Source organism: Limibacillus sp. MBR-115 (genome assembly GCF_040549425.1).
In the GTDB taxonomy this organism is placed as follows: domain Bacteria; phylum Pseudomonadota; class Alphaproteobacteria; order Kiloniellales; family CECT-8803; genus Limibacillus; species Limibacillus halophilus.
The window spans coordinates 26,376-50,219 of the sequence record NZ_JBEPTJ010000011.1 but is presented as its reverse complement, the minus strand read 5'-3'; the positions used below and the strand labels follow the sequence as shown (position 1 = coordinate 50,219).

At 60.8% G+C, this 23,844-nt stretch carries 18 protein-coding genes; 3 read left to right on the top strand and 15 right to left on the bottom strand.

Annotation, left to right across the window (positions count from 1 at the left end; genetic code table 11):
* The 4 genes from ABIE63_RS16920 to ABIE63_RS16905 all read right to left on the bottom strand — a co-directional run.
* Positions 1-194: recombinase family protein (locus ABIE63_RS16920; RefSeq protein ID WP_354506417.1), on the bottom strand; the 194-nt coding region annotated here is incomplete at its 3' end.
* Positions 191-598 carry a DUF2924 domain-containing protein gene (locus tag ABIE63_RS16915; protein ID WP_354506414.1) on the bottom strand — a complete coding sequence of 136 codons (408 nt, stop codon included), beginning with the start codon at positions 596-598 and terminating at the stop codon, positions 191-193. The genes ABIE63_RS16920 and ABIE63_RS16915, both read right to left, overlap by 4 nt.
* The gene (locus ABIE63_RS16910; protein ID WP_354506411.1) at positions 595-903 is read right to left on the bottom strand and encodes a DUF3489 domain-containing protein; all 309 of its coding nucleotides are present in this window, start codon (positions 901-903) and stop codon (positions 595-597) included. The genes ABIE63_RS16915 and ABIE63_RS16910 overlap by 4 nt, the downstream gene beginning before the upstream one ends.
* Before the next feature lie 325 nt (positions 904-1,228).
* Positions 1,229-1,765 (bottom strand): hypothetical protein, encoded by a 537-nt coding sequence (locus tag ABIE63_RS16905; RefSeq protein ID WP_354506408.1) that lies wholly within the window; start codon positions 1,763-1,765, stop codon positions 1,229-1,231.
* Between the two features lie 194 nt (positions 1,766-1,959).
* Between ABIE63_RS16905 and ABIE63_RS16900 the strand changes: the two genes are divergently transcribed.
* Entirely contained in the window at positions 1,960-2,343 is a 384-nt protein-coding gene (locus ABIE63_RS16900) for a hypothetical protein (RefSeq protein WP_354506405.1), read from the top strand.
* Here ABIE63_RS16900 and drmC read toward each other — a convergent pair.
* The 11 genes from drmC to ABIE63_RS16845 all read right to left on the bottom strand — a co-directional run bounded on the left by drmC (position 2,340) and on the right by ABIE63_RS16845 (position 21,919).
* The gene (gene drmC / locus ABIE63_RS16895) at positions 2,340-3,101 is read right to left on the bottom strand and encodes a DISARM system phospholipase D-like protein DrmC (protein ID WP_354506402.1); all 762 of its coding nucleotides are present in this window, start codon (positions 3,099-3,101) and stop codon (positions 2,340-2,342) included. The genes ABIE63_RS16900 and drmC overlap by 4 nt on opposite strands.
* The gene (locus ABIE63_RS16890) at positions 3,101-4,942 is read right to left on the bottom strand and encodes a DUF1998 domain-containing protein (RefSeq protein WP_354506400.1); all 1,842 of its coding nucleotides are present in this window, start codon (positions 4,940-4,942) and stop codon (positions 3,101-3,103) included. Before ABIE63_RS16890 ends, drmC begins: the two co-directional genes overlap by 1 nt.
* A complete protein-coding gene (gene drmA, locus ABIE63_RS16885) occupies positions 4,939-8,928 on the bottom strand; it encodes a DISARM system helicase DrmA (protein WP_354506398.1) in 3,990 nt (1,329 codons plus the stop codon). The genes ABIE63_RS16890 and drmA overlap by 4 nt, the downstream gene beginning before the upstream one ends.
* 22 nt (positions 8,929-8,950) lie before the next feature.
* Positions 8,951-9,946 (bottom strand): O-methyltransferase, encoded by a 996-nt coding sequence (locus tag ABIE63_RS16880; protein WP_354506395.1) that lies wholly within the window; start codon positions 9,944-9,946, stop codon positions 8,951-8,953.
* A 3-nt stretch (positions 9,947-9,949) separates the two neighbouring features.
* Entirely contained in the window at positions 9,950-11,365 is a 1,416-nt protein-coding gene (locus ABIE63_RS16875) for an ATP-binding protein (protein ID WP_354506392.1), read from the bottom strand.
* Positions 11,362-15,510 (bottom strand): type IIL restriction-modification enzyme MmeI, encoded by a 4,149-nt coding sequence (locus ABIE63_RS16870; protein WP_354506389.1) that lies wholly within the window; start codon positions 15,508-15,510, stop codon positions 11,362-11,364. The genes ABIE63_RS16875 and ABIE63_RS16870 overlap by 4 nt, the downstream gene beginning before the upstream one ends.
* Positions 15,507-18,620, bottom strand: a complete 3,114-nt coding sequence (gene drmD / locus ABIE63_RS16865; RefSeq protein ID WP_354506386.1) for a DISARM system SNF2-like helicase DrmD — start codon at positions 18,618-18,620, stop codon at positions 15,507-15,509. Before drmD ends, ABIE63_RS16870 begins: the two co-directional genes overlap by 4 nt.
* Positions 18,617-19,057, bottom strand: a complete 441-nt coding sequence (locus tag ABIE63_RS16860) for a very short patch repair endonuclease (RefSeq protein WP_354506383.1) — start codon at positions 19,055-19,057, stop codon at positions 18,617-18,619. Before ABIE63_RS16860 ends, drmD begins: the two co-directional genes overlap by 4 nt.
* Entirely contained in the window at positions 19,029-20,126 is a 1,098-nt protein-coding gene (locus tag ABIE63_RS16855; protein WP_354506380.1) for a DNA cytosine methyltransferase, read from the bottom strand. The genes ABIE63_RS16860 and ABIE63_RS16855 overlap by 29 nt, the downstream gene beginning before the upstream one ends.
* A complete protein-coding gene (locus ABIE63_RS16850) occupies positions 20,119-20,370 on the bottom strand; it encodes a helix-turn-helix domain-containing protein (RefSeq protein ID WP_354506378.1) in 252 nt (83 codons plus the stop codon). The genes ABIE63_RS16855 and ABIE63_RS16850 overlap by 8 nt, the downstream gene beginning before the upstream one ends.
* 571 nt (positions 20,371-20,941) lie before the next feature.
* Positions 20,942-21,919 (bottom strand): quinone oxidoreductase, encoded by a 978-nt coding sequence (locus ABIE63_RS16845; protein WP_354506375.1) that lies wholly within the window; start codon positions 21,917-21,919, stop codon positions 20,942-20,944.
* Between the two features lie 178 nt (positions 21,920-22,097).
* Here ABIE63_RS16845 and ABIE63_RS16840 point away from each other — a divergent pair, with 178 nt between their 5' ends.
* Positions 22,098-22,763 carry a hypothetical protein gene (locus tag ABIE63_RS16840; RefSeq protein ID WP_354506372.1) on the top strand — a complete coding sequence of 222 codons (666 nt, stop codon included), beginning with the start codon at positions 22,098-22,100 and terminating at the stop codon, positions 22,761-22,763.
* An 8-nt stretch (positions 22,764-22,771) separates the two neighbouring features.
* Positions 22,772-23,839, top strand: a complete 1,068-nt coding sequence (locus ABIE63_RS16835; RefSeq protein WP_354506369.1) for a MaoC family dehydratase — start codon at positions 22,772-22,774, stop codon at positions 23,837-23,839.
* Positions 23,840-23,844: the final 5 nt, after the last annotated feature.

The window sequence follows — 23,844 nt, the reverse complement described above, 5'->3', positions numbered from 1 at the left end:
GGGCGCTCCAGCGTCCCGCCCGACAGGCCGCCGTCGTCATAGCGCGCGGGTAGTAAGTGCCAGCCCTCGCCCCGCTGGCTGGCGATGTAGGCCGCGCAAGCCTGGTGCTGGGCGTCGAGCGAGTTGAAGTCCTGATCGAGCCCATCGTCCGATGATTTGCGGGTATAGATGGCGCAGCGGATCTTGCGGCTCATGCCCCTGCCCTCCTGTCCAGCCCAAAGAAGCGCGGGCCCGACCAGTGGGTGCCGGTGATCTCGCGCGCGATGGCCGAAAGCGAGCGCCAGCTCCGGCCGCGCCAGGAAAAGCCCTGCGCGGTCACCTCGACAACATGTGACACCCCGTTCCACTCCCGCAGGAGCCGTCCGCCTGGCTGCAGCGCCGGGCTGCGGGCCGGCGCATCAACACCCACAGCCCGCTCGAGCTTGGCCGTAAAGCCATTGGGCAAGCCGCCCTCTGCACGCGCCTGCACCTCAAAGGCCAGCACGCGTTGCAGCCCCGCACGGCTGAGGCTCTTGGGCGGTGGCTCCCCGAAGAGCGCCAGCCAGAGTGCCCTCAGATCGGCCCGCTCCAGCGTCTCGATCTCGGCCAGGCTGGTCATTGCTCCCCCTCCCCAGCGCCCGCACCCGCAATGCGGTAGCGCGAGCACCCACCCTCCTCCTCAAGGCGCTCGACGGCGTGCCCCGCCTTGCGCAGGCCGCTGAGCGCCGCCCGCAGCGTATGACGCTGCCAGCCAGTGGTCCTGCAAAGATCATCAAGACTGGCTCCCACCGGGCGCGCGAGCAGCTCGCGCAGCAGGGCCGCTTTTGTCTGACGTGGTGGTTTGAGGCGCGCCTTTGGGGTTGCCTGGTCGCGCGTCTTGGGCACGGTGGCGGTTGCGGGGGATTTAGGTTTAGCCTTGATCATCTCGGTCTCCCGGGTGACAAAGCCGGCCCCATGCCAGCCCTGCTACCGGGAGAAGCCCAGCGCAGCCGCCGGGCATGCCCACAGCAACGCTCGCTATGCCGCGGAAGTCCAGTAGGATCTTGGGGTATTGATAGGCTGTGCAAGCGGAAGCAGCGTCGTCGTCAAGAGTTTGTCTCAGGCGGCTGCGAGTTTCCCAAGCTGAGGGCCATGGGTTCGATGCTTTCATCGTTCTCCGCTCATCTCCCAGTCAAGGCTCAAGACGCAGAAAACTCTAACTCAGATCGAGGGCGTTGCCGGGAAGCAGATCAAGTCGCGCATTTATGGCCTATTGAGGCGCTATACATCTCAGCTTTCTTGGCAGCACATAATCGGCCCCGTGCTCTGCACATCTGTCTACTAGAGAACTCATGACAGCATCTTTAACGCTATTGGGCAGGCTGCTCAGTTCCCTTTCGAACCGCTCAATCCCCATTTCGCAGTAGGACGCTGGAAACAGTTTCGTCGCAATGAAGCCGTGTGGAAAATCCTGATAAATCTCTGCGCTTAGGCCGAAATAGTGCTGCAATGTCTGGTTTGTGAGCTGGACCCAATAAGGCATGCGCACCACTTTGTATCCCAAGCTTCTAGCTGTGACATCCTTTTCATTGTCAACTTTCATCTTCAAAGGGTCTCGGTAGTGGGCATCTCCGTCGAATTCGACAACTGTAACCTTGCTCCCGAGTTCATAGGCCATATCCCACCGACGCCTCGTACCAGGAACAAGCAACTCCCGGCCCTCCCAGGCGCTGTTTCCAACAATTGCCTTCAACGCATCCTCTAGCTTCTTTTGTACCAAGTACCCATCGACTCTTACTTCAGTCATCTTTTCCCATCCTTTGCTTGTCATCCGGGTCTGCACACCCGGGTATCCGTTCAGGCCCTAGGGAAAAGACGTGGGTGGTCATACTCTGACGCGGCCCTCCATGGCCAGGAACTTGCCGACCCAACCCACGCTTCTGGATGGCATTGACCTGAGACCCGACTTCCCTTCAGTCATAGGGAGAGTCCGGTTTCAGAATGTTGCCCGTTGCGGGCGGTTTGTTCAAGGCGGTATGGGGCATGCCCGCTATCGGCTTTTTCGGCGAACTCGACCGGCGTTTCTCCACCATGGGCGGAGTGTGGCCGATAGTGGTTGTAATCGTGCTTCCATGCCGTCCACATATGACAATGCCGCTCGCCGCCCTCGGGATCGCGACGATCTCGCTGACCGGCTGCGCGACGGTCGCTTCTGACCCCCGCGTGGCGACCGTCTGCCCACCGGTTGTCGAGTATAGCCGCGACTTCCAGGCGCGCGCAACCGACGAGCCCGACCTGCTGCCGGAGGGGTCGGCTATCACCGAAATGCTCGCCGACTACAGCGTTATGCGGGATCAGGCGCGCAGTTGCCGAGTGTCATTCTAGATTTTCCGAATGACCTTCGTCTCGATTAGAGCATGAAGATGGGCACGTAGTCCTGCGGGGACGTGTCCACCGCTGATCACGACGCCGGCCTCCATATTCTTCTCCAGCGCGTGCCCAGTCAGGTTAGCACTGGTCAAGAAGGCTGAATTACCGTCGGCAACAGCCGCTTTCGCGTGAACCCGTCCTTCGGCGAACGGTGCCGGCCGGTCGGCCCAGACATACAGCGCTGCCGAGGGAACACAGCGCCGCATCGTAGCAATAGGATCGACGGACAGGCTCCCGCCATGGCTCGTGGAGGTCTCCAACAGAATCCGGATGTCGATGCCGCGACTGCTTGCAGCATTCAATGCATCGACCACCGAGGAGACGTCGTATGCAACGAAACTAACGAGAAAGAGGTCACTTTGCGCGTGACCGATGAGATCCAAGAGCACCTGCTCCGTGCGGCGGGTGGCGACGAATGGTGTCGTCGGGCCCGTCCAAACGAGCTCGACACTGTTCTCGCGCTGCACCTGTTGGCGGGCGAAGGCGGCGCCGACCAAGATCCCGGCCAGCACATCGCCTGATATTTCCGTCTGCTTCCAGGCGGTGATCAAGCGATCAAGTGCTGCGCGAGCAGCCGGCGTGCTCACGAGCTGATGCAGGCTTCCGTCTCTTTCGATCGGCATCAAGCCGCGGACACGATCTGCGAGCGCTTCGATCCTCGACGGTGATAACATGGCCACGAGGTCTGTGGCAGCGACCAATATCGCTTCCATCAGACGGTCTCGAAGAATGCCGCGTCGGGATTTTCAAGGGTGGGTACCACGAAGGAACGATCGAGATGACGATTTCCCCTCTCACAGGACGTTTCCGAGACGAATGAACAGGCGTGACATGCTGCGCCGTGAAGTGACTGGTCCTTGCTCGGATTGTGTTCCGAACAGAGTGGATCGGAGGCGCAAATATGGGCGCGATCCAGCGCTTGGCGCAGAAGTCGCCCGAGATTTTCAGGCTTTCCCAGCTCTACGAGACCCCCCAGAGTGCCATCAGAATCTGCTGCAGCCGTGTAGATGAGAAATCCGGCTTGATCCCGGCCGTCCTCGACGTCTGCATATATACGCTCACGAATACTCGCGGCGTTGTAGCCGCACTCCAAAGCCAGTTCCCGTATCAGCATGTGCGCGAGCGTGTGTAGCATGACATAACGAACGCCCGGGTAACCTTGGTTTGGGTCCAGGTTCCTCTTTTGCCGCCATCCGCGATGGCCTTGCCGTAGCCGAGAGTCGAGAGCCTTCACCGGATCCTTATCCGCCCAAGCCCCCAATGCATCTGCATCGAAGCGAACGAAAATTCCTTCACCGTGAACTTGAGTGGCCGGCACCCAGTTTGGTGCTGCCCGTGCGAGCGGGGCTCGTGGGGCTGCCTCATCTCCCGTTCCTTCGTCAGGAGACTCGACTCGTGTGAATCCAAGGAGGGCGTTCACCTCACGAAGCCGCTCGAGCAGCAGAACGCGTGTGATCGCCGCACCGAAGCCCGAGGGCACGCCCACCTTCTTGCTCATGAAATGCGGATAGTCGGTGGGTGGGTTCTCGGCCGTGAGCACATCCCATTCCGGCCCTTTGAGGTCGCTCTGTTCGACGCCCGGTCGGCCATTGCGATGGGTTTCGATTGCGGACCAAATCTGCTCGTCAGTGAACTGCTCGACGCCAGGCAGCTGCGCCGTCTTCTTCAGGGTTTTGACGACGAACGCCACTTCGGCCGCCGATGTGACGTCTTCAAAGAACGTCCAGCCATCCGCGACCAGTTGCGCCAGAGGGCTTCCCACCTGTGGGATCGCGAGAACCGAGAGTGTGACCGGGAACCAGCTATTCGTTGCGCCGAGTAGAATTGCGCGAGGTTCCTCGGTGCATTCGTCCTCGAACCGATCCACGTGCGGATGCCGCCCTCGGCAGGCTGGAAGGTTGTCTCGACCTGCCTGACCAAAAGCCTGCGCCATGTTCTTCGATGCGCCGCAGCCATCGCATTTGACCCAAAGGTTCTCGGTTTGAAGTGATGCGCCGCTCTCGAAGAACCTCAGCGTCGCACGACAGGTGCTAGATCCGCCGTGAACGAACCAGTGCCATGCAAAGTCGTCCAGGTGGCCAGCCCGACACGCCATGAGAAAGCGCGCCGGAACCGCATCGGCATCCCTGGCCCTCTGATCGTTATTCGATCCGCGACAGCCCTCATGGACGAAACGCGTCAGCTCGGGGCGATACCTGTTTTCCTTCAGCTTGAACAAGCCGGCGTCATAGGGTGATAGCAGGCCGCATTTGACGCAGCGCAGCCACCGCGGGAAGGGCTTGACGGGCACGCCGATCAGCGCGGCGGCCGAAAATGGGTCTGCGATTTCCCTCTCGCCCACGGGCGGCATATGCAATGATTCGACTTGGGGTCCGAGCACGCCCCGGACGTTGGCAAGCAACCGTGCCTCTTGTATCGGCTGACACCTGTCTTTTTCCCAGCGGTCGATCCCCATCGTGACCACCGACATATTCGGGAGGTCGATCAAGGCTCCCGGGCCGTAGGTCCAAAGCAACTGGCTCGGTCGAATTTCTCCTACGGGTGTCCTGCTCATTGCTGATCCTCCTGGGGCTGCGTCACCCGCGGTCTCCAAGTCGGATCACTCGTCGAACGGTCGTCCTCCATCACGAGTCTGACACCAGGCTCGACTTCGCGCATGGACATCGGGACCGTCCAGTCGGTCCAAGGCTTGATGCCCGGCACCGAAAGCAACGGATATGCGGTGGGTCCTGCGCCGTGCTTCTGGTAGACGAGCGTGCGGCCGCCTACGCCCGCTTCATTGGCCCAATCGTCAGCGCGGCTCTTCATCTCGGCTTCGGTTAGAGTCTTCTTTCCCGAGTCTTCCGTGACTTCCCAGGTGCGAGCGGCGACGGCGCCTATCGTGTCCAACATCTCTTTGCGGCTCGGACTGTTCATGGCGCCAGCGCCGTCATTTGCCGCGAATGGATCGTAGGAGTGACGCATGATGGAGAGCATCGCGCCGGTGAGCCCTCTGTCCAACGCCCGTGGCGAGAACGGGGTGACGGATTGAGCTTCGACGTGCTGATAGAAGGTGGCGTGGTAATGCTCGAAGGTCTCGTAATGCGACAAGTCCCGAGGTCGCGCCCAAGTCAGCACAGTGGCCACCAGTCCTGGCGGCGTTCGGCCCACACGGCTGGTCGCCTGGATGTACTCGGCCGTTCCCTTAGGTTGGCCGTTTACGACCATCACTCCGAGACGGTTCACGTCGACACCGACCGACAGCATGTTCGTCGCGAGAACGGCATCGATCGGCCGGGCTTCCCCTGGCTTCCTGTTGGTCACCCATTTGCCTAGTGCCGGATCGAACGCTCCCTCGAATGGCACCTCGAGCTGATCGAGGTATCTCGGGATGTCCTGACTGGAGACCCGCGATGTCAGTTCGCTGATTTCCTCGACCCGCCGCTGCGCGAGCCCCGGTCGGTCCACCAGGCTCATATCGACACGGAAGGAACGCGTTTGGACGTCGTCTTCGGCCAGACGCTTCATCCCTCCGAGTTCTCGCAGCGAGTTGAAGTAGCCGACGAGAGTCATATAGGGGTCGGCCACCGGGCCGAACCGATCGAACAACGCCTGCGCGGCGGTGAGGAACGCCGTATAGGTTCTGATCAGCACTGCAGGGCGAGAGCTGCCGGGAGCGCAGATTCCCATGTACCGTCGGCCGAGTTTCTCGCGGATGGGTCTCTGGACCGAGAAGAAATTGTCTTCGACGTCCAGGCCGGAAGGCGGGAAAACGGAAATGCGGCGCATGAAAACATTGCGCACCTGATCGTCGGCCCGCCGCACGGTCGCGGTGGAAGCCACGACCTTGGGGCGAACCTTCTCGTCGCCCAGAACCCAGCTGCTCAGCTCGTCGACCGCCGTTTCATAAAGACCCACCATGGTGCCCAACGGGCCGCTGATGAGGTGGAACTCGTCCTGGATGATCAAGTCTGGTGGTCGAATTGCGCGGACCGGCTTCACACTAGCGGCCGGATATACCCCCCTCGCTCGGTGCCCCGTCCCGCAGTCATGACTCGGCCAGAGCAATCCATGGCGTCCGCATTCCTGCTCGATGCGGCCGAAAAGGTTCCGAACCTCGGGACGCCACGCCATCATCGCGAACTTGTCCACTGTCGCGATCATCATCGTCGGCGGGCGGTGATAGATTTCCTCGTCGACGACTTTCACGGGAAGCCCCGGGTGAGGCTGCCCAGTGGATTTCGCCTTCGAGAAATCGCAGCCGCCCAGCTTGTCGCCGCAGTGGATCAGCGTTCGGCCGGCGACCCTGTCGACCTCGATGTCGCGACCACCGGAGATCTCCGAACCGCACCAAGGGCAACTGGTCAACTGTGCAGGCGATGCAATGCCCGCCTTGTTGCGATCGTTGTTTCGAATGGCCTCGACAGCCTGGTGAGACGCTTCGGTCGTGCCCGGTGTCACGCGATTGCCGACCCAAAGACCGAGCGTGAAAGGTTCCTTGCCCCAGGTCTTGTCGTCTGCACGACGGATGACCTCCATCGCGCAGAGCAGCGTCGTCGCCCTCTGGAACTGCTGCAGAGTCAGCAGTCGCAGCGTGTACCGCATGATGACGGCGAGACCACGTGATGCGTCGAGGCCGCCGAGATCATTCTTCAGTCGGCGCATGGCCATGGCGAAGGCTGCCACACCAAGATAGGCCTCGGTCTTGCCACCACCCGTCGGGAACCAGAGCAGATCAGCGAACGCCTCGACCGGCTTCGTCCGGTCCGGGTGTGTCGGGTCGGCGAGCGACGGGATAGACAGCAGCAGGAACGCCAGCTGGAACGGGCGCCAAGATCTGTTCTTCTGCACGTCCAAAGTGGTCACGTCGACGGCTTCGTTCCGTCGGCGCTTCAGAGCGTAGATGCTTCGGACACGCTGCATGGCCATGGACCGGTTGGCGAAGCGGAATGCCTCCAGCGCTTTCCGATCGGCGAAGAGAGTATCCATACCCTCTCGGAGGCGGCGCAGGATCTCCTCGCAGCGCTGAATTACGTCCTTGCCCGGATCATCGAAGCCAGTGATCTCCGACCCAAGCCGGGTTTTCTGCTCGCCGATCCAAACGGCGTAATCGTCGACGAGGCACGAAAGTGCGTCGCGCAACGCATCCGGCGCCATCTCGGCCAGACGCGTCATGTCGAGCCAGCCCTCGTCGACCATGCGCCGCATGGCAGGACGGTCCCTGGGATCGAGGCCCGGCGTTTCGGTTACGGCGACTTCGTAGCGCGGGATGATCTCTGTTCTGACGCGATGGGCCTTGGTCGGTTCCTCGAGCGTCGTATCGGCGTGAACGGACACCCCGTGTCCGACCGCGAACTCCAGCCTGTTGCGATAGATGAGCGCGAGACGGTCGCGTTCCGGGTCGTCGACGACCACTTCGTTGGAGGGGCGACGTCGAAAGACCGACTTGTCCCCGTGATCTTCGGAGGCCTCGACGGTGATCTCCGGCTGGAACAGCCAGGCGCGGTCCTTGTTGTCTTCGGGTTCCAACTGCCCGTTGACGAGGAACAAAGTGACCAGGCGCTCCCCCTTGTTGTTCGTCCGAACCGTCCCCTGCAGGCGGACATCCGGTTGATCGGGGTCGGGAGTGGACGGCTTGATCGGCCCATCGACGAGCGGAACCGTGACGACGCCACCACACGGGATGCGCTGCCAGACCCTGACCTTTACCTCCTCCTGGTGACCGGTCTGGCGATTCTTTCGCGTCTTGACGATATCGTGTTCATCGTTCGGTACGCGCTCGTACCGTCCCCATCGTGCATCGACGGCCAGCTTCCCGACATCGGGCGCTACGCAGAAGGTCAGGCCCATGCTGGAGGGAACCAGCGACTGGTTGTTCGTCGTGTCGATCTCGTCGAGCGCGTCATCCTCCGGCTCCACGCGACCCGATGCACTGGCGAACTCGGCACCGGGTTCATGGAGAGGCGCCGTCCGTTCGTCCTCGAGGTCGCCAGCCTCCTCGGCTGCCGAGGCCGATTCGACCCGTGCTGCCTGGTCGTCATCCGGCCGGTGCGGCGCCAGCTTGCCGACCAGATAGCGGTCGCGGACGCTCATGTCCTTGATCAGCTCATGGGGGCCTCCGGCGGGGCCGAGCAGATCGTCCCGCACGGAAAGTTCCAGGAGGTCTCGGGTGTAGACGACATCATTGATCAGGGGCACTGCTGCGGGGTCAGGAACGCCGAGCAGCGGCAGAATGCGGAGGAACTCGTCCCATGGCAGTCGCGCGGCGGGGACGGTCCGCGCGGTCAAGCCGAGGACGGCGAGCGGCACGGACGGTTCGACGGCGCGCCAATGGTCGAAATGGATCGTGGTGTCGTCGAGGTCCGAACGGATACGAAGGATCCTGCCCACCTCCGAGACTTCGCCGCCATCGTCCAGAACGACGGCCCAATGGCTCTCCTCGATTGCGCCGTGAGTGGTCGACCCCACGTCGATACGGACGGAATAGCGGGGCGAGTTGGACGTCTTCTTGAGGATCCAAGCACTGACGGATGGTTCGGTGGTCGTGGTCAGATCGGCCATAGTCATCTTCCGTCCGCCGCGGTCAAAGTTCGACACGAGAAAAGTGCGGGTAGATGCGGTAGAACTTCTTAAAGACCGAGAACGGGTCCTCGCCCATATCGGACTTGGGCAGGTCGAAAAGCAATTTCCCGCGTGGATCCTCGTGCGACTCCATCGTCAACCGCTCCAGAGTTGAAAGGGCGGGCAGGTCGAGACGATGCGGCAATTCCGGTGTCGAGTAGAACTCCCACTCTTTCACGAGCTCTTCGATGGAGGTGTCATTGGCAGCACACACCACGAGCGCCGCAGTCACCATGGCCTGCCCGTCGGCATAGTGCGTGCCCAGCACCCATACGACACGGCGATCACGGAAGCTGAGCATTTCTTTCTCGACCGCGAGCTTCAGCGCACGGAGAAGGCTCGGGCCGTAGGTTTTAAAGCTCATCCCTTCGGTCGTCAGTCCGCTCGGGAATAGCGTACCGAGGCGCTCCTTGAAACGCGCGAGCCGCCATTCTTGAATCGTCGGCTTCACTGCACGATCACTGGATTCCTCACCGTCGATCTCCACCGAAAGCTCACTGGGGTCGGGTTTGCCAAGTGAGGACGGATTTGCGTTAAGCGTCATCCTAAGCACGCTTCCGAGCGGAACTGTGCCTACCGTCCGTGCGAAGCGCTCGATCTGCTTGGTGATGCCTTTCGGCTCCGTGTAGTCGAACCAAATGATCGCCGGCACCTCGAATTCGTGCCCATCAAGGTAATCTTCGAGCGTCTTGTGGACGCATTCTATTGAAGCGATTGGGCAATTGAATTGTTGGCGCTTGTGAACCTGCTCTTCGGCCTCGACGCAGGTCATCGCTTTGAGGCCGAGCCGGGCATGCACCAATCTAAAGTCTTCGAGAAACGGGCCGCCGAGACCGACATATTGGTAGTTCTCCAGCGACAACGCGGGAGCCAGCCGCATCAGGAGTGACAGGAACAGTTCCCGGTCAACGGCCTTGTTGGGCCTCAGCCGGTAGGGAAGCGAAGATCCGGCGCTCATCTCTCAGCCGTCCCGCTTCTTGGCCTTGGTGAGCGTCAGCTCGAAGCACTTCTCGCCCACGATTCCCGGCTTCTCATCATCTACGTCGAATAGCATTCTGGAGACGAGCCGTATTTCCTCGACTGGCCGCGAGAACACAATCCTTCGGGAGGATGGCGTTTTGCCCGGCGGCTCAGGCAGGACTTTTGCCTTCTGCGGGTTAAATTCGACGTAGTCGTCAGTCTTCCTGGTAGCATCACGCGAAGTGACTGCCGCGATCGCTCCCCTCAAAGGAAGCGAACGTGCATCCTCCCAGTGGTTCGACTGATCGGCACGCGGGTGGTTCTTCCACTGGTTCGTATACGAGATCCAAACCCGCATACCCTCCTTCATCTTCACCAAGGACTCGAGCCAAACGTTCGACGATGTGTCGAGTGCCCGCTTCGTCGTCGTGACCGGGAGCTTGTCAGCATGCTTGGAGCGGAACTCAATGATGCCGGTGATGATGGCGAACTGCGGATGGTACAGGGGAATGCCATCGCCCCAGCCGGTGAGACGGCTCTTGTCGCCTACGATTACCGCGCGGTCGTTGCAGAGGACCGTCCAGCCGGCGGTCACCGACGATCGGTCGCGCTCAAAGCCTGAGTCTTCATCCTCTTCGTCGCCCAGACTCCGACCGGTGTTCAATCCAACCGTGATCGAGACGAGGACGTCGTCGATCGTCTTTTGAAAAATGAACGGTGCTGGTCCATCGTCGCGTTCTGACACGAGCACTTCGACGAGTACCGGCTCCACGGGTTTGCCGTTGAGGTCGACCTTGAGTCCCCATTGGAGGAACACTGTGAAGTGCTCAGAGATAGCCGTGCGGACTTCGTTCTCAAACGCCTCGTTGGCAAAATGCCTGGAGACTCCGTCGTACAGATCGCGGACGGTGATGACCGTACCGGGCTCGGGGAGCTTCTCGGCGGCCTCCGCCGGCTCATTGATTGGCAGTGGATCCCATCCTTTGCCTTCTAGCCAAGTCGAGGTTATCGGCACTTCGAACGTGTCGTCGCCATACCGGGTCCGCACGAGCGCCTCGCGACCCATCTTGAAGATCGCGCGCTTCATTCCCACGCCATACATACCAATGGTCTCTGCGTCGGAATCGCGGTCGTCACCGGGCTCGCGGCCCATTTTAAATGCGTAATTCTTAGCAACGTCGCGCGGGATGCCGCCGCAGTTGTCTTCGATCGAAAAACGACCCGCTGCGAGTTCAATCTTCACGAAATGCTGCGAGTAATCTACCTCGTTGCCGTCTGCGAGCCGGAGCGCGCCATCAAGGCAGTTGTCGAGGAGGTCAAGGATCGCGTCGGCAAGGTTAATGTCTCGCGTCAGCATCGACACGAAGAACCGCTTCGTTGGACTGGCCTCTGCGTGGTCTGTGGTTGGCTTCGTCATTGGCATGATCTCAGCAATGGGTCGTTATTTGTTGGGGAGATGTCGTCGAGGTCGAGTGTCGGTTCGGACGAAGAAGCAGCGCGAGGTCTGCGTCCACGCGCCTTGCCTGTGCCAGACGTTCCGCCGTGCAGGCCCTGATCGACTTCTTCCTGGTAACGCTGCCGGTTCAGCTCCGCCAAGCGACGCAGAACCTCTAGGCGCGCAGGCTCTGAGATCGTGAACCGGACCCGATCATTCTCAGGTAGGTAAGGCACCTCATAGAAGCCGTGCCCGAGTACAAGGTCGTCCCAATCATAAGCCTCGGCCGTAGCCTCATCTATTTCGCGATGTGCATCGCGAAGCGCTTGAATATTCGGAGAACATTCCGTTGGATTATGAAATCTATTGTACAGACGCGTGAGGCCAATTCCCTCCTGATGCATCAATAATTCTCTATTCTGGACGAGCTTTTTGCGCAAATCGTCAAATGAAATTCTTTGCTCGGAGGGAAAAACAAAAGTTTCGAATGCGGATGTTGTAATGTATTTTAGTCGCGTCTCCAACGTAGAAGATTGTTTTCTTGCCCAGCATTCATGTATTGCGGAGTTAAGAATACAAAACATAGCCGGAGAATCGCTGGCTATTATCTTTAGCATATGCGACAGAACGATCGAGTTTGAAACGAAAGAAAACGAGCAGTACTTTGTGGTTTCAGGTATTGCAATCACCTGATCAAGCGGGACCTGATCTGGATCCCACCATTCTGGATGGCGCTCAAACGCGTGACCTCTGCCGATCTTGTGGTAAAGGCCAGGGCGCTTTTCGCCATACTGCCACCAGCGCTGCGGCAGCGGGTTCCTCAGTGCGTATTCGCCGTTTGACTTCCGTCTTTGTCTCTCTGGCTTCACCCGCTCTTCCACTATCTTCCATGGCCCGTCGTACGTCTGCGCCCGTTCTTCAGGCCAATCCCAGAAGTTAATGGCCCAGCGGGTGGGTTCTTGGTTCGGCTCTGAGTTCAGATCTTGGCCATTCATGTAGGGAAACAAGACATCAGCATTGCGAGGATCTAACGCAATCAGGTCGCTCGCTTCATCTGGCGCGATGACGAACCCCATCCCAAGAACGATAGAACCTTGAAAGGCTATGTTCTCGTTGCTCTTCAACTGCTTAGGACTCCACTCTTCATGATCGGAAAGAAACGCGGAGATATGGGGTGCCGGCCGACCAAGAAGGGTCCGCTGCCCATTCCAGTTTCCCTTCTGCACATGAACGCGGCTGGTCGCTACGGCCGCCGTTCCAGGCCACGGCTCGTTCGGATACGCGGCACGAATGACGGCGCCGTCCCGGATCATTGCCTCCAATCCGACCAGCCTTGTGTCCCCCTCCGAGATCGTATTGACCGCGAGCAGGCCGAAGCCCCCCCCGTTTCGCAGCAAGGTGAATGCACGCAGGAAGAAGTAAGCCACGAGATCGGCTGATCCACGTCGCCCTTCCGCAACTTGCCCCACCAGCCAGTTGCGGAAGGTGGTGCCCATTGCTCCGGTGATCCTTTGGCCGCCTAGAAACGGCGGGTTTCCGACGAAGGCATCGAACCCACCGTTCTCACGAAGGAACACTTCGGGGAACTCCAGCGGCCAATCGAACGGGGTTCGTGCGACACCGTCGGGGGCATCTTTGGCCAGATCATTCGATGCATCACGCAAAAGCCTATCCCTCGCCGAGATGTCGCCGCTTGCGGCGGCGTCGGCGAATGCAGCCAGAGCCTCGATTCTAGCTGCTCGCTCTCCCGCACGCTCCTCTGCGAGGATGATGCCGACGAACGCATCGGCGACGAGTGCCGGCAGTGCTAATTCGCCTCGCGACCGAGCATCGAGCGCTGCCATCGCTTCGACATCCTGTATGTCGCGAATGGGGATCTCCCGCAGACGAGCGCGGAGTTCGAGGGCCCTGTCGACCGCAGACCGAATGGTCCGACCGAACAAGCGTAGCTGTGCCTTCCCCTTCGGGTTCATGTCGAGCTCGACCAGCTGACCGAGATCGTGAATGCCGAGAAGGCTGTCACCGCTACGCAGGTTGTGGTCGAGGAAGCCGAAGGGGCGCCCCTTGGACATCGTGGTCAACCAGAGCGACAGCTTGGCGAGCTCGACGGCGAGCGGGTTTCGATCCACACCATAGAGGCAGCGTTCCACGATGAGACGCCGCGCGAGGACCGCGCGCTCCTCGGCGTCCGGCGACAAGGGATCGAAACCTTCGGCGTCGCCCTCATCGATAATGCGTCCTTCACTGTCGATCCGTTTGTCGCTGGCCTCTGCCGCCGCCCAGGCCTCGACTAGACGATCGGAGAGCCAACGGCACGCCTGCACCAGGAAGGCTCCGGACCCCATGGCAGGATCGCAGATTTTCAGATCCAGCAGTTCCTCGGCACCCTTAAGGTCCCATTCCTCGGGCGACTTGCCTTCGGCTGGGCCGCGGTAGGCGACCGGGGAGAGGGTCTCCTCGACGATCTTCTCGGTCAGGCTCTTCGGCGTGTAGTGCGTGCCGCTCTCGCGCCGATCGGCGCCGAGCACGACGACGAAGGCACCCTTGTGGTGCACGAGCGGATAGCCCCAAGGGTCGGTCCGCAGAAGGGACGCGTAGGGCAGAATACGGTCGCGCAGACCGATGTCGCCCCGGCAGACGGTGAGCAGGCGCGCGGCGAGACGATCGTCGGCGGCCCGCTCAAGGGCGTTGCGGATGGCGGGCTCCGAGCGTTCGCTCCGTTCCTTCAGCAGCTCGGCGACCCTTGCCGTACCATCCAGGCGCGCCGACTCCATCTCGCCGAGCGTCACACGCGGGCTCTTGGCCTTCGCGCCGCTGTCGAGTTCCAGCGTCACGCCGTCGACGCGCTTCACCGTGCGCTCAAGGAGACCCTCATAGACGTGCCCGATCTGCTCAACGTCGAGCGCGCGGTAGGACAGCGTGCGACCTTCGAAGGTCTGGATCGCTTCCAGCAGGAGCAGAACGGTGCGGTCGTCTATCGGCAGTGGTTCAGCCGGATCGCACCGCCAGCTCGTGCCCTTCTTCCGCCCTTCGAGAAAGGGATAACGATCGGGGTCGAACAGCGAACCTCCGAGTGCCGGAAGGCGCAGCGTCGGATGATCAATGCCGCCATAGACGCCGCGAAACAGGGCGAGCAATCGCGACCAGGCAGACCGGCGACGCTCGAGGATCTCTTCGGAATCCGCACGCAGCTGCATTCGCAGGCTGGAGATGGCGTAGAAGGAGTCGTAACGGGGATCGCCGAGCAGCAACAGGGCGCGTTCCTCGGCCGATAGCAGGAAGACGAGCCGCATCATGACCGTCAGGCCGGCCTCGTAGAGCTCTCGCGGATCGACGTCGCGCAAGAGCTCGCGATTGCGGTCCTGGTCGGCGCGGTCGAGAGCCTGCACGAGCACTTCGACGGCGCGCCGGACCTGCTCGCCGAGCGCTTCGGTCACGTCGTCCTGGTACTTCAGGGACCGCTCATAGAGCGCCGGCAGCTTGCCCTCGTCGGGTCCGAAGAAGCGACGGACACCCAGAAGGCTGACGAAGGCGCGCAGCGTTTCCGGTTCCTGACCCCAGAGGCGCGCATACCAACTCGCGAAGCCTGCCACGGCACCGACGGGCGCGTGGACGAGCATCCAGCGCTCGCCATTGGTCACGATGCCAGTGGGACATCCCGTCGCCCGGAGCAGCGCGACCATCCGGTCGGCCGGGGTGATCGCGAGGCCATCGAAACGGCGCGTCGCGTCCAGATCGGTGTCGGGCTCGTAGACATGGATGAGTAGAAGCGGTTCGTCGGAGTTCGTCGGATTCACGACGGCCAGATCGGGCGCGACCGTGACCCCGTGTTCGGGCATTGAGACAGTGAGCTGCTCAGGCAGCGTCGCGCTCTTGTGCAGCAACGCCTCATCCATTTCCAGCGCGGTGACCAGCACGTCGTCGATCCACGCCGCGTGCAACGCGGGGAGCTCGAGGTCGTCCATGTCGACGGCATCGCGCCATTCCTCATAAGTCCGACGCAGCCGCTGAGGCCGCCCGGAAGGCAGAGCTTCGAGGCCTTGCGGGAATACATCTCGCAGCACGGGTACCGCCAGAAAGGGCCCGGAGATTTCGATGAGGTTCAGCCACTCGTGATCGTTGCTCATCCGCGCTTCTCCTTCGCGAGGGAGTTCGGAACCAGCAGCACCACGGCCACGGGGAAGGTGTGCTCGACGGCATTGGAGTGCCGTTCCTCGATCGCGCGTAGCTCCTGCTCGCGCTCCTTGGGGATCCGGGCCAAGCGTGCTTCGAGGGCCGCTCGGTCACGCTTGAGCTGAGTGCGCTCGTCTTCGGAGAACAGAGAGAGCTGCAAGGGTTGCTGTTCTGCGGCGATCTCGGTCTTCAACGCTCGTTCGAGATCGTCCAGCACTTGGCGGATGTCCTCGGCCTCCTTGCGTTTCCGGGTCTCTATCGTGTTCACGAGGAAACGCAGCCGGTCCTTCGAGCGTGCCTCGACGGCTGCGAGAACGGAATCACGCTGCTTGTCGAAGCGCGTCCTCAACGCGTCGAACGTCGCATCCGACAGGGCCGCGGGTTGTGAATCCTCCAGCCATCGTCGGACTTCCGTGACCCGTTCCTCCCGCCGGAAACCGGCATCACGCAGGTAGCCGCCAGCCTCCGTGAGTTCCTCGTGCAGCCGGTGATGGTTCCCGCCCGTCACGACGAGCCGCGACATCACCACCACGGCCGACCCGTCGATCCGCCCATCCGGAAGCGAGCGGACGGTTACGCGATGAAGCTTCTTCATGTCGTCGCGCGCCCAGATCTCCGCGCGCAGGAGTCGGAGGCTCATTTGGACCAGCCGGTGGTTCAGGTGGACGAGGACAACGTCGTCACGGCCCTTGGCGACTTCGTGGTCGAAGGTGATAGGGCGGACCTTCTGGGTATAGGGGTGTTCGAGCCCCTCCAGGCATCGGGACCAGGAACCCGAGAGCGGCGGCATTCGGAAGACCGTGCCATCCGGCGCGCCAGCCAGCGAAACGGGCTCCAGATCCGGTTTGTCCGCGAGACGCAACGCGGTGCGTACGGCTTGCTCGATATGATCGGGCACCAAGCTCTGCTCAAGCCGAGTCTCGTTCAGCCGGTCGTGAAGTTTGGCAACGCGCTCGCGAAGATCGCGCTCGACCTTCACGAAGCGGCGGGATTTCTCTATCCGGGATTCGGCTTGCCGCGTGTCGAGATCGCGCCGGCGACCCTCGAGAAGGTCGGGCAGTTGAGGCGCGATGACCGGGTTCACGCTACCCATGTCGGCGCGCATCGCATCCAGTTTGCGGAGCGCACGCAGGATATCGTCTCCGTGGCCACCCTCTGCATCCACCGGATGCCAGATGACGACCTCGCTGGCGCGTTGCCCATGGCGGTCGATGCGGCCGTTCCGCTGCTCCATTACATTCGGGTTGTACGGAATTTCGAGGTGGATCATCAGATGGCAGTGGTTCTGGAGGTCGATGCCCTCCGAAGCAGCGTCGGTCGCCAGCAGTATTCTCACAGGGGAGTCCGAGGGGTTTGCCTGGAACCCGGCTTTCACGGCCTCACGCTCCTTCGGATCCATGCCGCCATAGATCAGAGCAAGTCGCTCGGCCCCGAAACCTCGGGCCGCGAGGATCTCGTGCACCCATTGCTGAGTGGCACGGTATTCAGTGAACAGGATCACCCGTTCGTTCGTCCACCTGTCACCGTCCTTGAGGTGTCGGGTCAGCCAATCCAGCACGGCGCTGGCCTTGGCACCCGTTCGACGAGCCGCCTGCTGAGCCCATGACCGCAACCGGTCGAGCATCCGGCGTTCTTCGTCGGTTGGTGGACGAACGTGTTTGCCGGCCTCCTCGATCGCTTCAGCCTCGGCGGCGTCCCGCTGGGCATCGTCTGCGTAGTCTTCCTCGGTTTTCGCTATCGCTCGCCGGAGGATACGATCATCGAATTTCTTCTGGCCGCGCTCGCTCGACGACCGGCCTTCGATCGTCGCAACATGCCGCTCCAGCGTGGCTGCGAACGCCGCAGGAGACGATGACAGGCGCTTACGCAGCAATTGGTGTACGAAGTGATCGACGGTCCGCCCTCCATCAGCACCGCCTTCGCGGCTCTTGATGTATGCCTCCAGCTGCCGCCGGGCGCCCCTCTCGTCTTCGCTATACTCCACCGGCAGCGCCTCGAGTCGCCGCTCGGGGTAAATGTGCTTGCCGTTCGCATCGACCAGATCGCTCTTCAGCCGACGGACCATGACCCGGGCGAGCTGGGGGTCGCTTGGGAGGACGTTTCTCGCAAACCGCTGATCATCGAGAAGTTCAAGGAGCGCGGTGAAGGATTCGGTGTAACCGTCATGCGGCGTGGCGGTGAGAAACAGCTTGTGCTGGAAGTGTGGCGCGGCCAGACGAACCAGCCGTGTCCTCAGGCTTTCGACAGCATAGCGGCCGACGGTCGGGGCAACGTTGTGAGCCTCGTCGATTATCAGCAGGTCGAACTTCCTGGGATGGCTCACGTGCGGGGGCAGTGCGTCCCGCAGAAGGCGCAAGCCTTCACCCTGCTTGGCCCAGTCCATCGACGTGATGAGACGGGGAAAAGACGTCCACGGATTGGCGTGCAGGCCTCGCTCACGGCGCAGACGCTTGACGTATTCCGTATCGACGATCCGGAACTCGAGCCCGAACTTCTCCTGCATCTCGACGCGCCACTTCTCCTGCAAAGAGGCGGGGCAAAGCACGAGAACGGTGCGGGCACGATGCCGCAGCAGCATCTCTTGAATGACGAGTCCGGCCTCGATGGTTTTTCCGAGGCCGACGTCGTCGGCGATCAGCAGATTGGTGCGCGCCATGTCGATCGCGCGCACGAGCGGATCCAACTGGTAGTCCTCGATGCTCACGCCGCTGCGGAATGGTGCCTGAAGATAGCCGCGATCCGCGTTCGTCGCAGCGCCCCAAACCACCGCATCGAGGAAGGCTTGAAGTGTCGAGGGGTCGTCTAGTCCGGTCATGCGCGGCAGTCCGGCTCGCTCGATTACATGGGCCCCGGGCTCAAGGTCCCAGAGAACTTCGATCTCTTCGCCCAGCGCGTCCTCGTCGATCGAGGCCAGCCGGACGAGATGCCGCTTGGGGAGTCCGGGTGCAACCGAACCGCCTTCGACTTCGGAGACGATCCATTGGCGGCGGCGAACCTCGACCAACTGGCCCGGCTCTGGGGCAGTTGCGTGAGCGACATTGGCCACCATTTCATCCGCAGTCATCGACATAGGTGGGCCCCATTCTTCTTGCGCGCGTCGACGAGTTCGGCGATGCGGATCGCGGCTTCGGTGGCGTCTTCGTGTTCCCAGATCCGGACCGACTTCCAACCAAGGGCGTTCAGCCGCTGATCGGTATCGGCATCCCTGGATCGATTGGTTTCGATCTTTTCCCGCCAGAAATCGGCATTGCTCTTCGGCCAGGAAGCGTGCTGGGGACACGCGTGCCAGAAGCATCCGTCGACGAACACTGCCAGCCTCGCGCTGGGGAAAACGATATCGGCGACGCGTCTTGGCTTCGTCAGCAGCGGAACGTGGAGGCGGTAGCGCAAGCCCTTGGCATGCAGAACCCTGCGGAGGTAGATTTCCGCTTGCGTGCCCTTCTGTCGCACGCGGGCCATCCGACGACTGGCGTCATGCGACGAGGGACTTACGCGCGTCATCCGCGACGGCTCCCTTCTTCTTTCTTTTCGTCTTCTCGGCTTCAATTCCGAGATGGGCTGCGATGCTCTGGCCGATCACCTCGCCGAGCGTCACCGGCACCGCGTTCCCGATCATTCGGCCCAACGCCTTGAAATGAACGGGGGCTCCATCCGGGATGAAAGAATAGGACTTGGGGAAGCCTTGAAGAATTGCCCCTTCTCGCAGGGAAATGGCGCGATCCTGTTCGGGATGACCGAACCGACCATTTCCGAAGCCGTAATACTGGGTCGTCAAGGTCGGCGCGGGTTCGTCCCAGACCATCCGTCCATAAACACCCGGATACGTATGGCCCGTCTCACGCCGATGGCAGTCCGCAACGAGATGCTTTGGCCAGTCACGCCACGTACCGCCCGGTCGGGAGGCACGAATTCTTTTAAGGTTCAGGTCGGAGAGCTTGGACGCGGCATGCAGCGGATCTTTCGGATGGGCCCCACCCTGAGCGATCGGTGCGAGCTTGCCAATCGCCGCGCGAACGGTCGTCGGGCGACCATGCGTCGGGGCGACCAGTTCGATGGGGCCGAGGCGGGAGGCGAGCAGGACCATTCGTCGCCGATTTTGCGGCAGCCCGTACAGGGAACAATCAACTACACCGTGGTGGATGTGGTATCCCATTTTCTGCAGCGTCTCGATGAAGTCGTCGAATACCGCGTGCTTGGCCACCGACGGAACATTCTCCATCGTGACCAGATCAGGACGCGTCGATTTGATCAGGCGGCCGAACTGATAGAGCAAGCCCCAACGGGGGCTTCCGACGACGTCATAACGCTGGGCATAGGTCGAGAACGGCTGACAAGGGGCGCAACCGGCGAGCACCCGGATTTCGGCATCACCGAACATTTCGTTGAGACGCTTGGGAGCGAGGAGGCCAACGTCTTCGTTGATGAAGCGCGCTGCGTTGTTGGCTTCGAAGGGGTGACGGCACGCTTCATCGACGTCAATACCCGCGACGACCCTGATGCCCTCCAAGATCAGGCCATGCGTGAGGCCTCCGGCCCCGCAAAAAAGGTCGACGCACGCGACATCAGCCATCCGCTTTCTCTCCCCCCGCATGCTTCCCCTTCTGTGAACTGGGCTCGGCCGCTTCGCTTTCCTTTTGATCGTCCGATGCTTTTCCGTGCCTCACCCAATCATCGACTTCGTCCATCTTGAACTTCCAAAGCCTTCCGACCTTGTGGGCAGGCATCTCCTTCTTGGCGATCCATCCGTAGACCGTGTCCTTACTGACACCCAAATATTCGGCGATCTCCTCCACGGAGACCCAGCGGTCGGACATGGTTTGGCCCTTCAATGGACAGCCTTCGTCAGTTTTCGAGTATGTCACGCGGCCGGCTTGGCGTAAACCGGAAATAAGACGGTTTAATCTGATTAGACGGTAATTGATCGGGTTATGGACGGGTCTACTGGATGGTTCTGTCATGTGTGGACGTATATGCACCCCGCCCGATTGCAACGGGATGGCTGGATCAGGATCAAGGGCCACAACTGCTGACCTATATCCGGCTTCCTGATGCGGCTCGACTATTTTTCGCCGCGAGCCTCGATGGGTTTTCGCCCGCTTCCACCTCAATGGCTCCGAGACAATGCCCGCCGAGAAGCATTTGCGGTGTGGGCTAGCGCCAGCGAAGCTGCATAGGAACCGATTGCGAGAAGCGATCGCCCTCGTCTCGCCGAGTTAACGTGTCAACGCCGGAAGGAGCTGTCCACACATGACAGCACTTGAACCTTGCATAGAGCCAGATTGCAATACGGATGGCTTCTTGCTGGAAAACGGCTGCGGCCATCCCTGAGTGGCACGGCCTCCTCGCCTCTTGCCCTTCAGCGCGGTTTTGCGTTGGCGGGTAGGATCAGGGCAGGAGGATAGAAGCCCCCACGGTTTTGCGCTGCTCAAGGGCGGCTTGCGCACGACCGGCTTCTTCAAGCGGATAGCTATGGCCCACCCGGGCCGTCACCACACCGCTCCCAATTACACTAAAGAGATTACCGGCGACTTCCTCTAACTCGGCCCGGGTCGAGATATAGTGGAACAGCACAGGCCGTGAGAGAGTGAGCGACTTTTCGCTGAGCTGCGCCACGGCAAAGCCCTCAATCGGTCCAGAAGACTGGCCGAAGTTAACCAGATGGCCTCGCGTCGCGAGGCATTCCATGGAGCCAAAAAAAGTATCTCGGCCGACGGAATCATACACCACCGGCACGCCTGCACCTTGTGTGATCTCCTTTACCCGAGCGACAAAATCTTCCGCCTTGTAGTCGATCACGTGGGCGCACCCCACTGCGCGGGCAATCGCGGTCTTTTCGGGGCCGCCGGCAGTCCCGATAACCGTGACGCCGAGGTGTCGAGCCCACTGACAGAGGATCTGTCCGACCCCGCCAGCGGCAGCATGCACGAGGATAGTGTCGCCAGCGTGCACCTTATGTGTCCTGTGCAGGAGGTATTCGGCTGTCATGCCCTTCAACATAACGCACGCAGCGGTCCGAGCATCGATAACGTCGGGCAGCTTGACCAGATTATCCGCTTCGATCAGGCGTTCGTCAGAGAAGGCGCCGTAGGGTCGGCAGGCATAAGCGACGCGGTCTCCGGGCTGCAGGTAGTCCACATCCGCTCCAACCTCCAAGACAACGCCCGCCGCTTCTGTTCCGAGAACGAGCGGCAGAAGATCTTGCACGGGATAGAGGCCGGAGCGCACGTAGATGTCGTGGAAATTGACGGCGATGGCTTCGTGGCGGACTTTCGCCTCGCGCGGTCCCGGGTGACCCACAGTAACCTCCTCGATTTCGATGACCTCGGGGCCTCCTGTACGACGAATAACGGCTGCTCTTCCCATTTTCTCACCTTTCCAATTTCGATAAACCTAGCTGCCAGCGTGATAATAGGGATCGCAGCGAAAAATTGAAACGTTCCATATTATATAATCGTTGGATTTTCTTGTTTATTTTAGCATTATCTCTAAGGTTACCAGTTTAAACATGAATGGTTTCATATTGAGTAGCGAAAGGCGTACAATGGCGGAAATCAATGCCCAGGGTCTTAACACATCCTTGCTTCATGATGCGATCGAGCGACTGAAGGGCCACTCGGTGAGTGAAGCTTTGTGCTGTCGAAACCTACGCGCCATCGCGCCCCAGAAAGCTTTTGTCGCGCCGGCACATACACTGCGTCTCAGCCGCGCCATCGAACTGGATGGCGGCGAGCGGGAGCGCGTCATGGCCGCATACGACAATGCGCCCGGCGGCACTATTCTTGCTATCGAGGTCGTTGGAAATCTAGGTGGCGGCGTTGTCGGAGATGTCGTTGCCCATCGTTTGAAGAAGCTAGGCGTCAAGGCAGCCGTGGTTGACGGTTGTATTCGCGACGTGCTGGCCATCGGGCAGTTTGATTTTCCGGTCTGGGCGCGTGAGATCAGTATGGCGGGCATGGTGCCGAGCGAAGTTGAAGTGGAGATCGGCGTGCCGATCAATCTGGATGGCGTGATGGTCCGTCCCGGCGATCTCATTTCGGTCGATATGGACGGAGTGTTCGTTTGTCCCGCTGCCTACGCCCAGGAAGCAACTACCTTGGCACAGGAGTTTTTGACCTCCGAAAGCAAAACCCATGAAGGCGTGGCCAGCGGCAAGTCGATAGTCGAGGCCTATCCCTCGAAAACCAAGGCCAAGCTTCCCAAGGCTTAGGAGGATTCATGACCGAGCAAAAAAGTTTCTCAGGTCGCTACTTCGAGGATTTCCAGGCTAATCAGGTCATTTACCATGCCGGTGCGCTAACTGCGACCGAAGGCATGGCTACACTCTATCGGGTGCTGTCCGGGATTCGCTTTCCGACGCAATGTGCGGAGCCTTTCGCGCGCGCGCTGGGCTATCGCGATTGTCCGCTGGATGACGTTCTGGTGTTCAAGATCGCGTTCGGCCAAACGGTCGCCGATATCTCGATGCGCGCCATCGCTACCCTCGGCTACGGGGGCTGCGTGTTTGGTGAACCTGTCTATTCGGGTGATACTATACAGTCGGAAACCGAGATCATTTCGCTGGAACCAGGGCCGACGAAAGACGTCGGACTTGTGCGCGTCCACACGACTGGGCGCAACCAACATGGTGCTATGGTTGTTTCCTACTATCGCTGGGTTACTGTGCGTCGGCGAATGCCTGCAACAGTGACGGCGGTGTTGTCGGCGGACTCATTGCCGCCGCCGGTATCCGCAGAGCAAATACAAGGTCTCGACGGATTGTCGATGCGAAACTACGACACCCGGGTTTCGGGCTCTCAACACCTCTGGGAGGACTATGAGGTCGGAGAGCGTATCGACCACGTCGTTGGCTGTACGATCGAAGAAAGCGAAGCCATGACGGCGGCCCGGCTATACCAGAATGTTGCACCGCCGCATTACGACGCGCACTTCATGTCCTCTACGCCTTTGGAGCGGCGCATTGCCTTTGTCGGACACATTGTCGGTTTGACGCGAGCGCTGTCCTACAATGGTCTTGGCAACGTCTTCCGGATGGCATCGATTGATCGAGCACGGCACCTCCAGCACACCTTTCCGGGTGCTACGATCTATGCCTGGACGGAGGTGGTTGAAAAATTAGCAATCCCCGGTAGCACCGACATCGGTGCCTTACGGCTGCGGAGTACCGCGACCAAGAATCAGCCTTGCGGAGACTTTCCGCCAGCACCTGCCGCTGGGCAACCGGGCGACGTGTTACTCGAACTTGACTACATCGGTCTCATACCGCGCCGCACTACGAAGGCCTGAGAGGA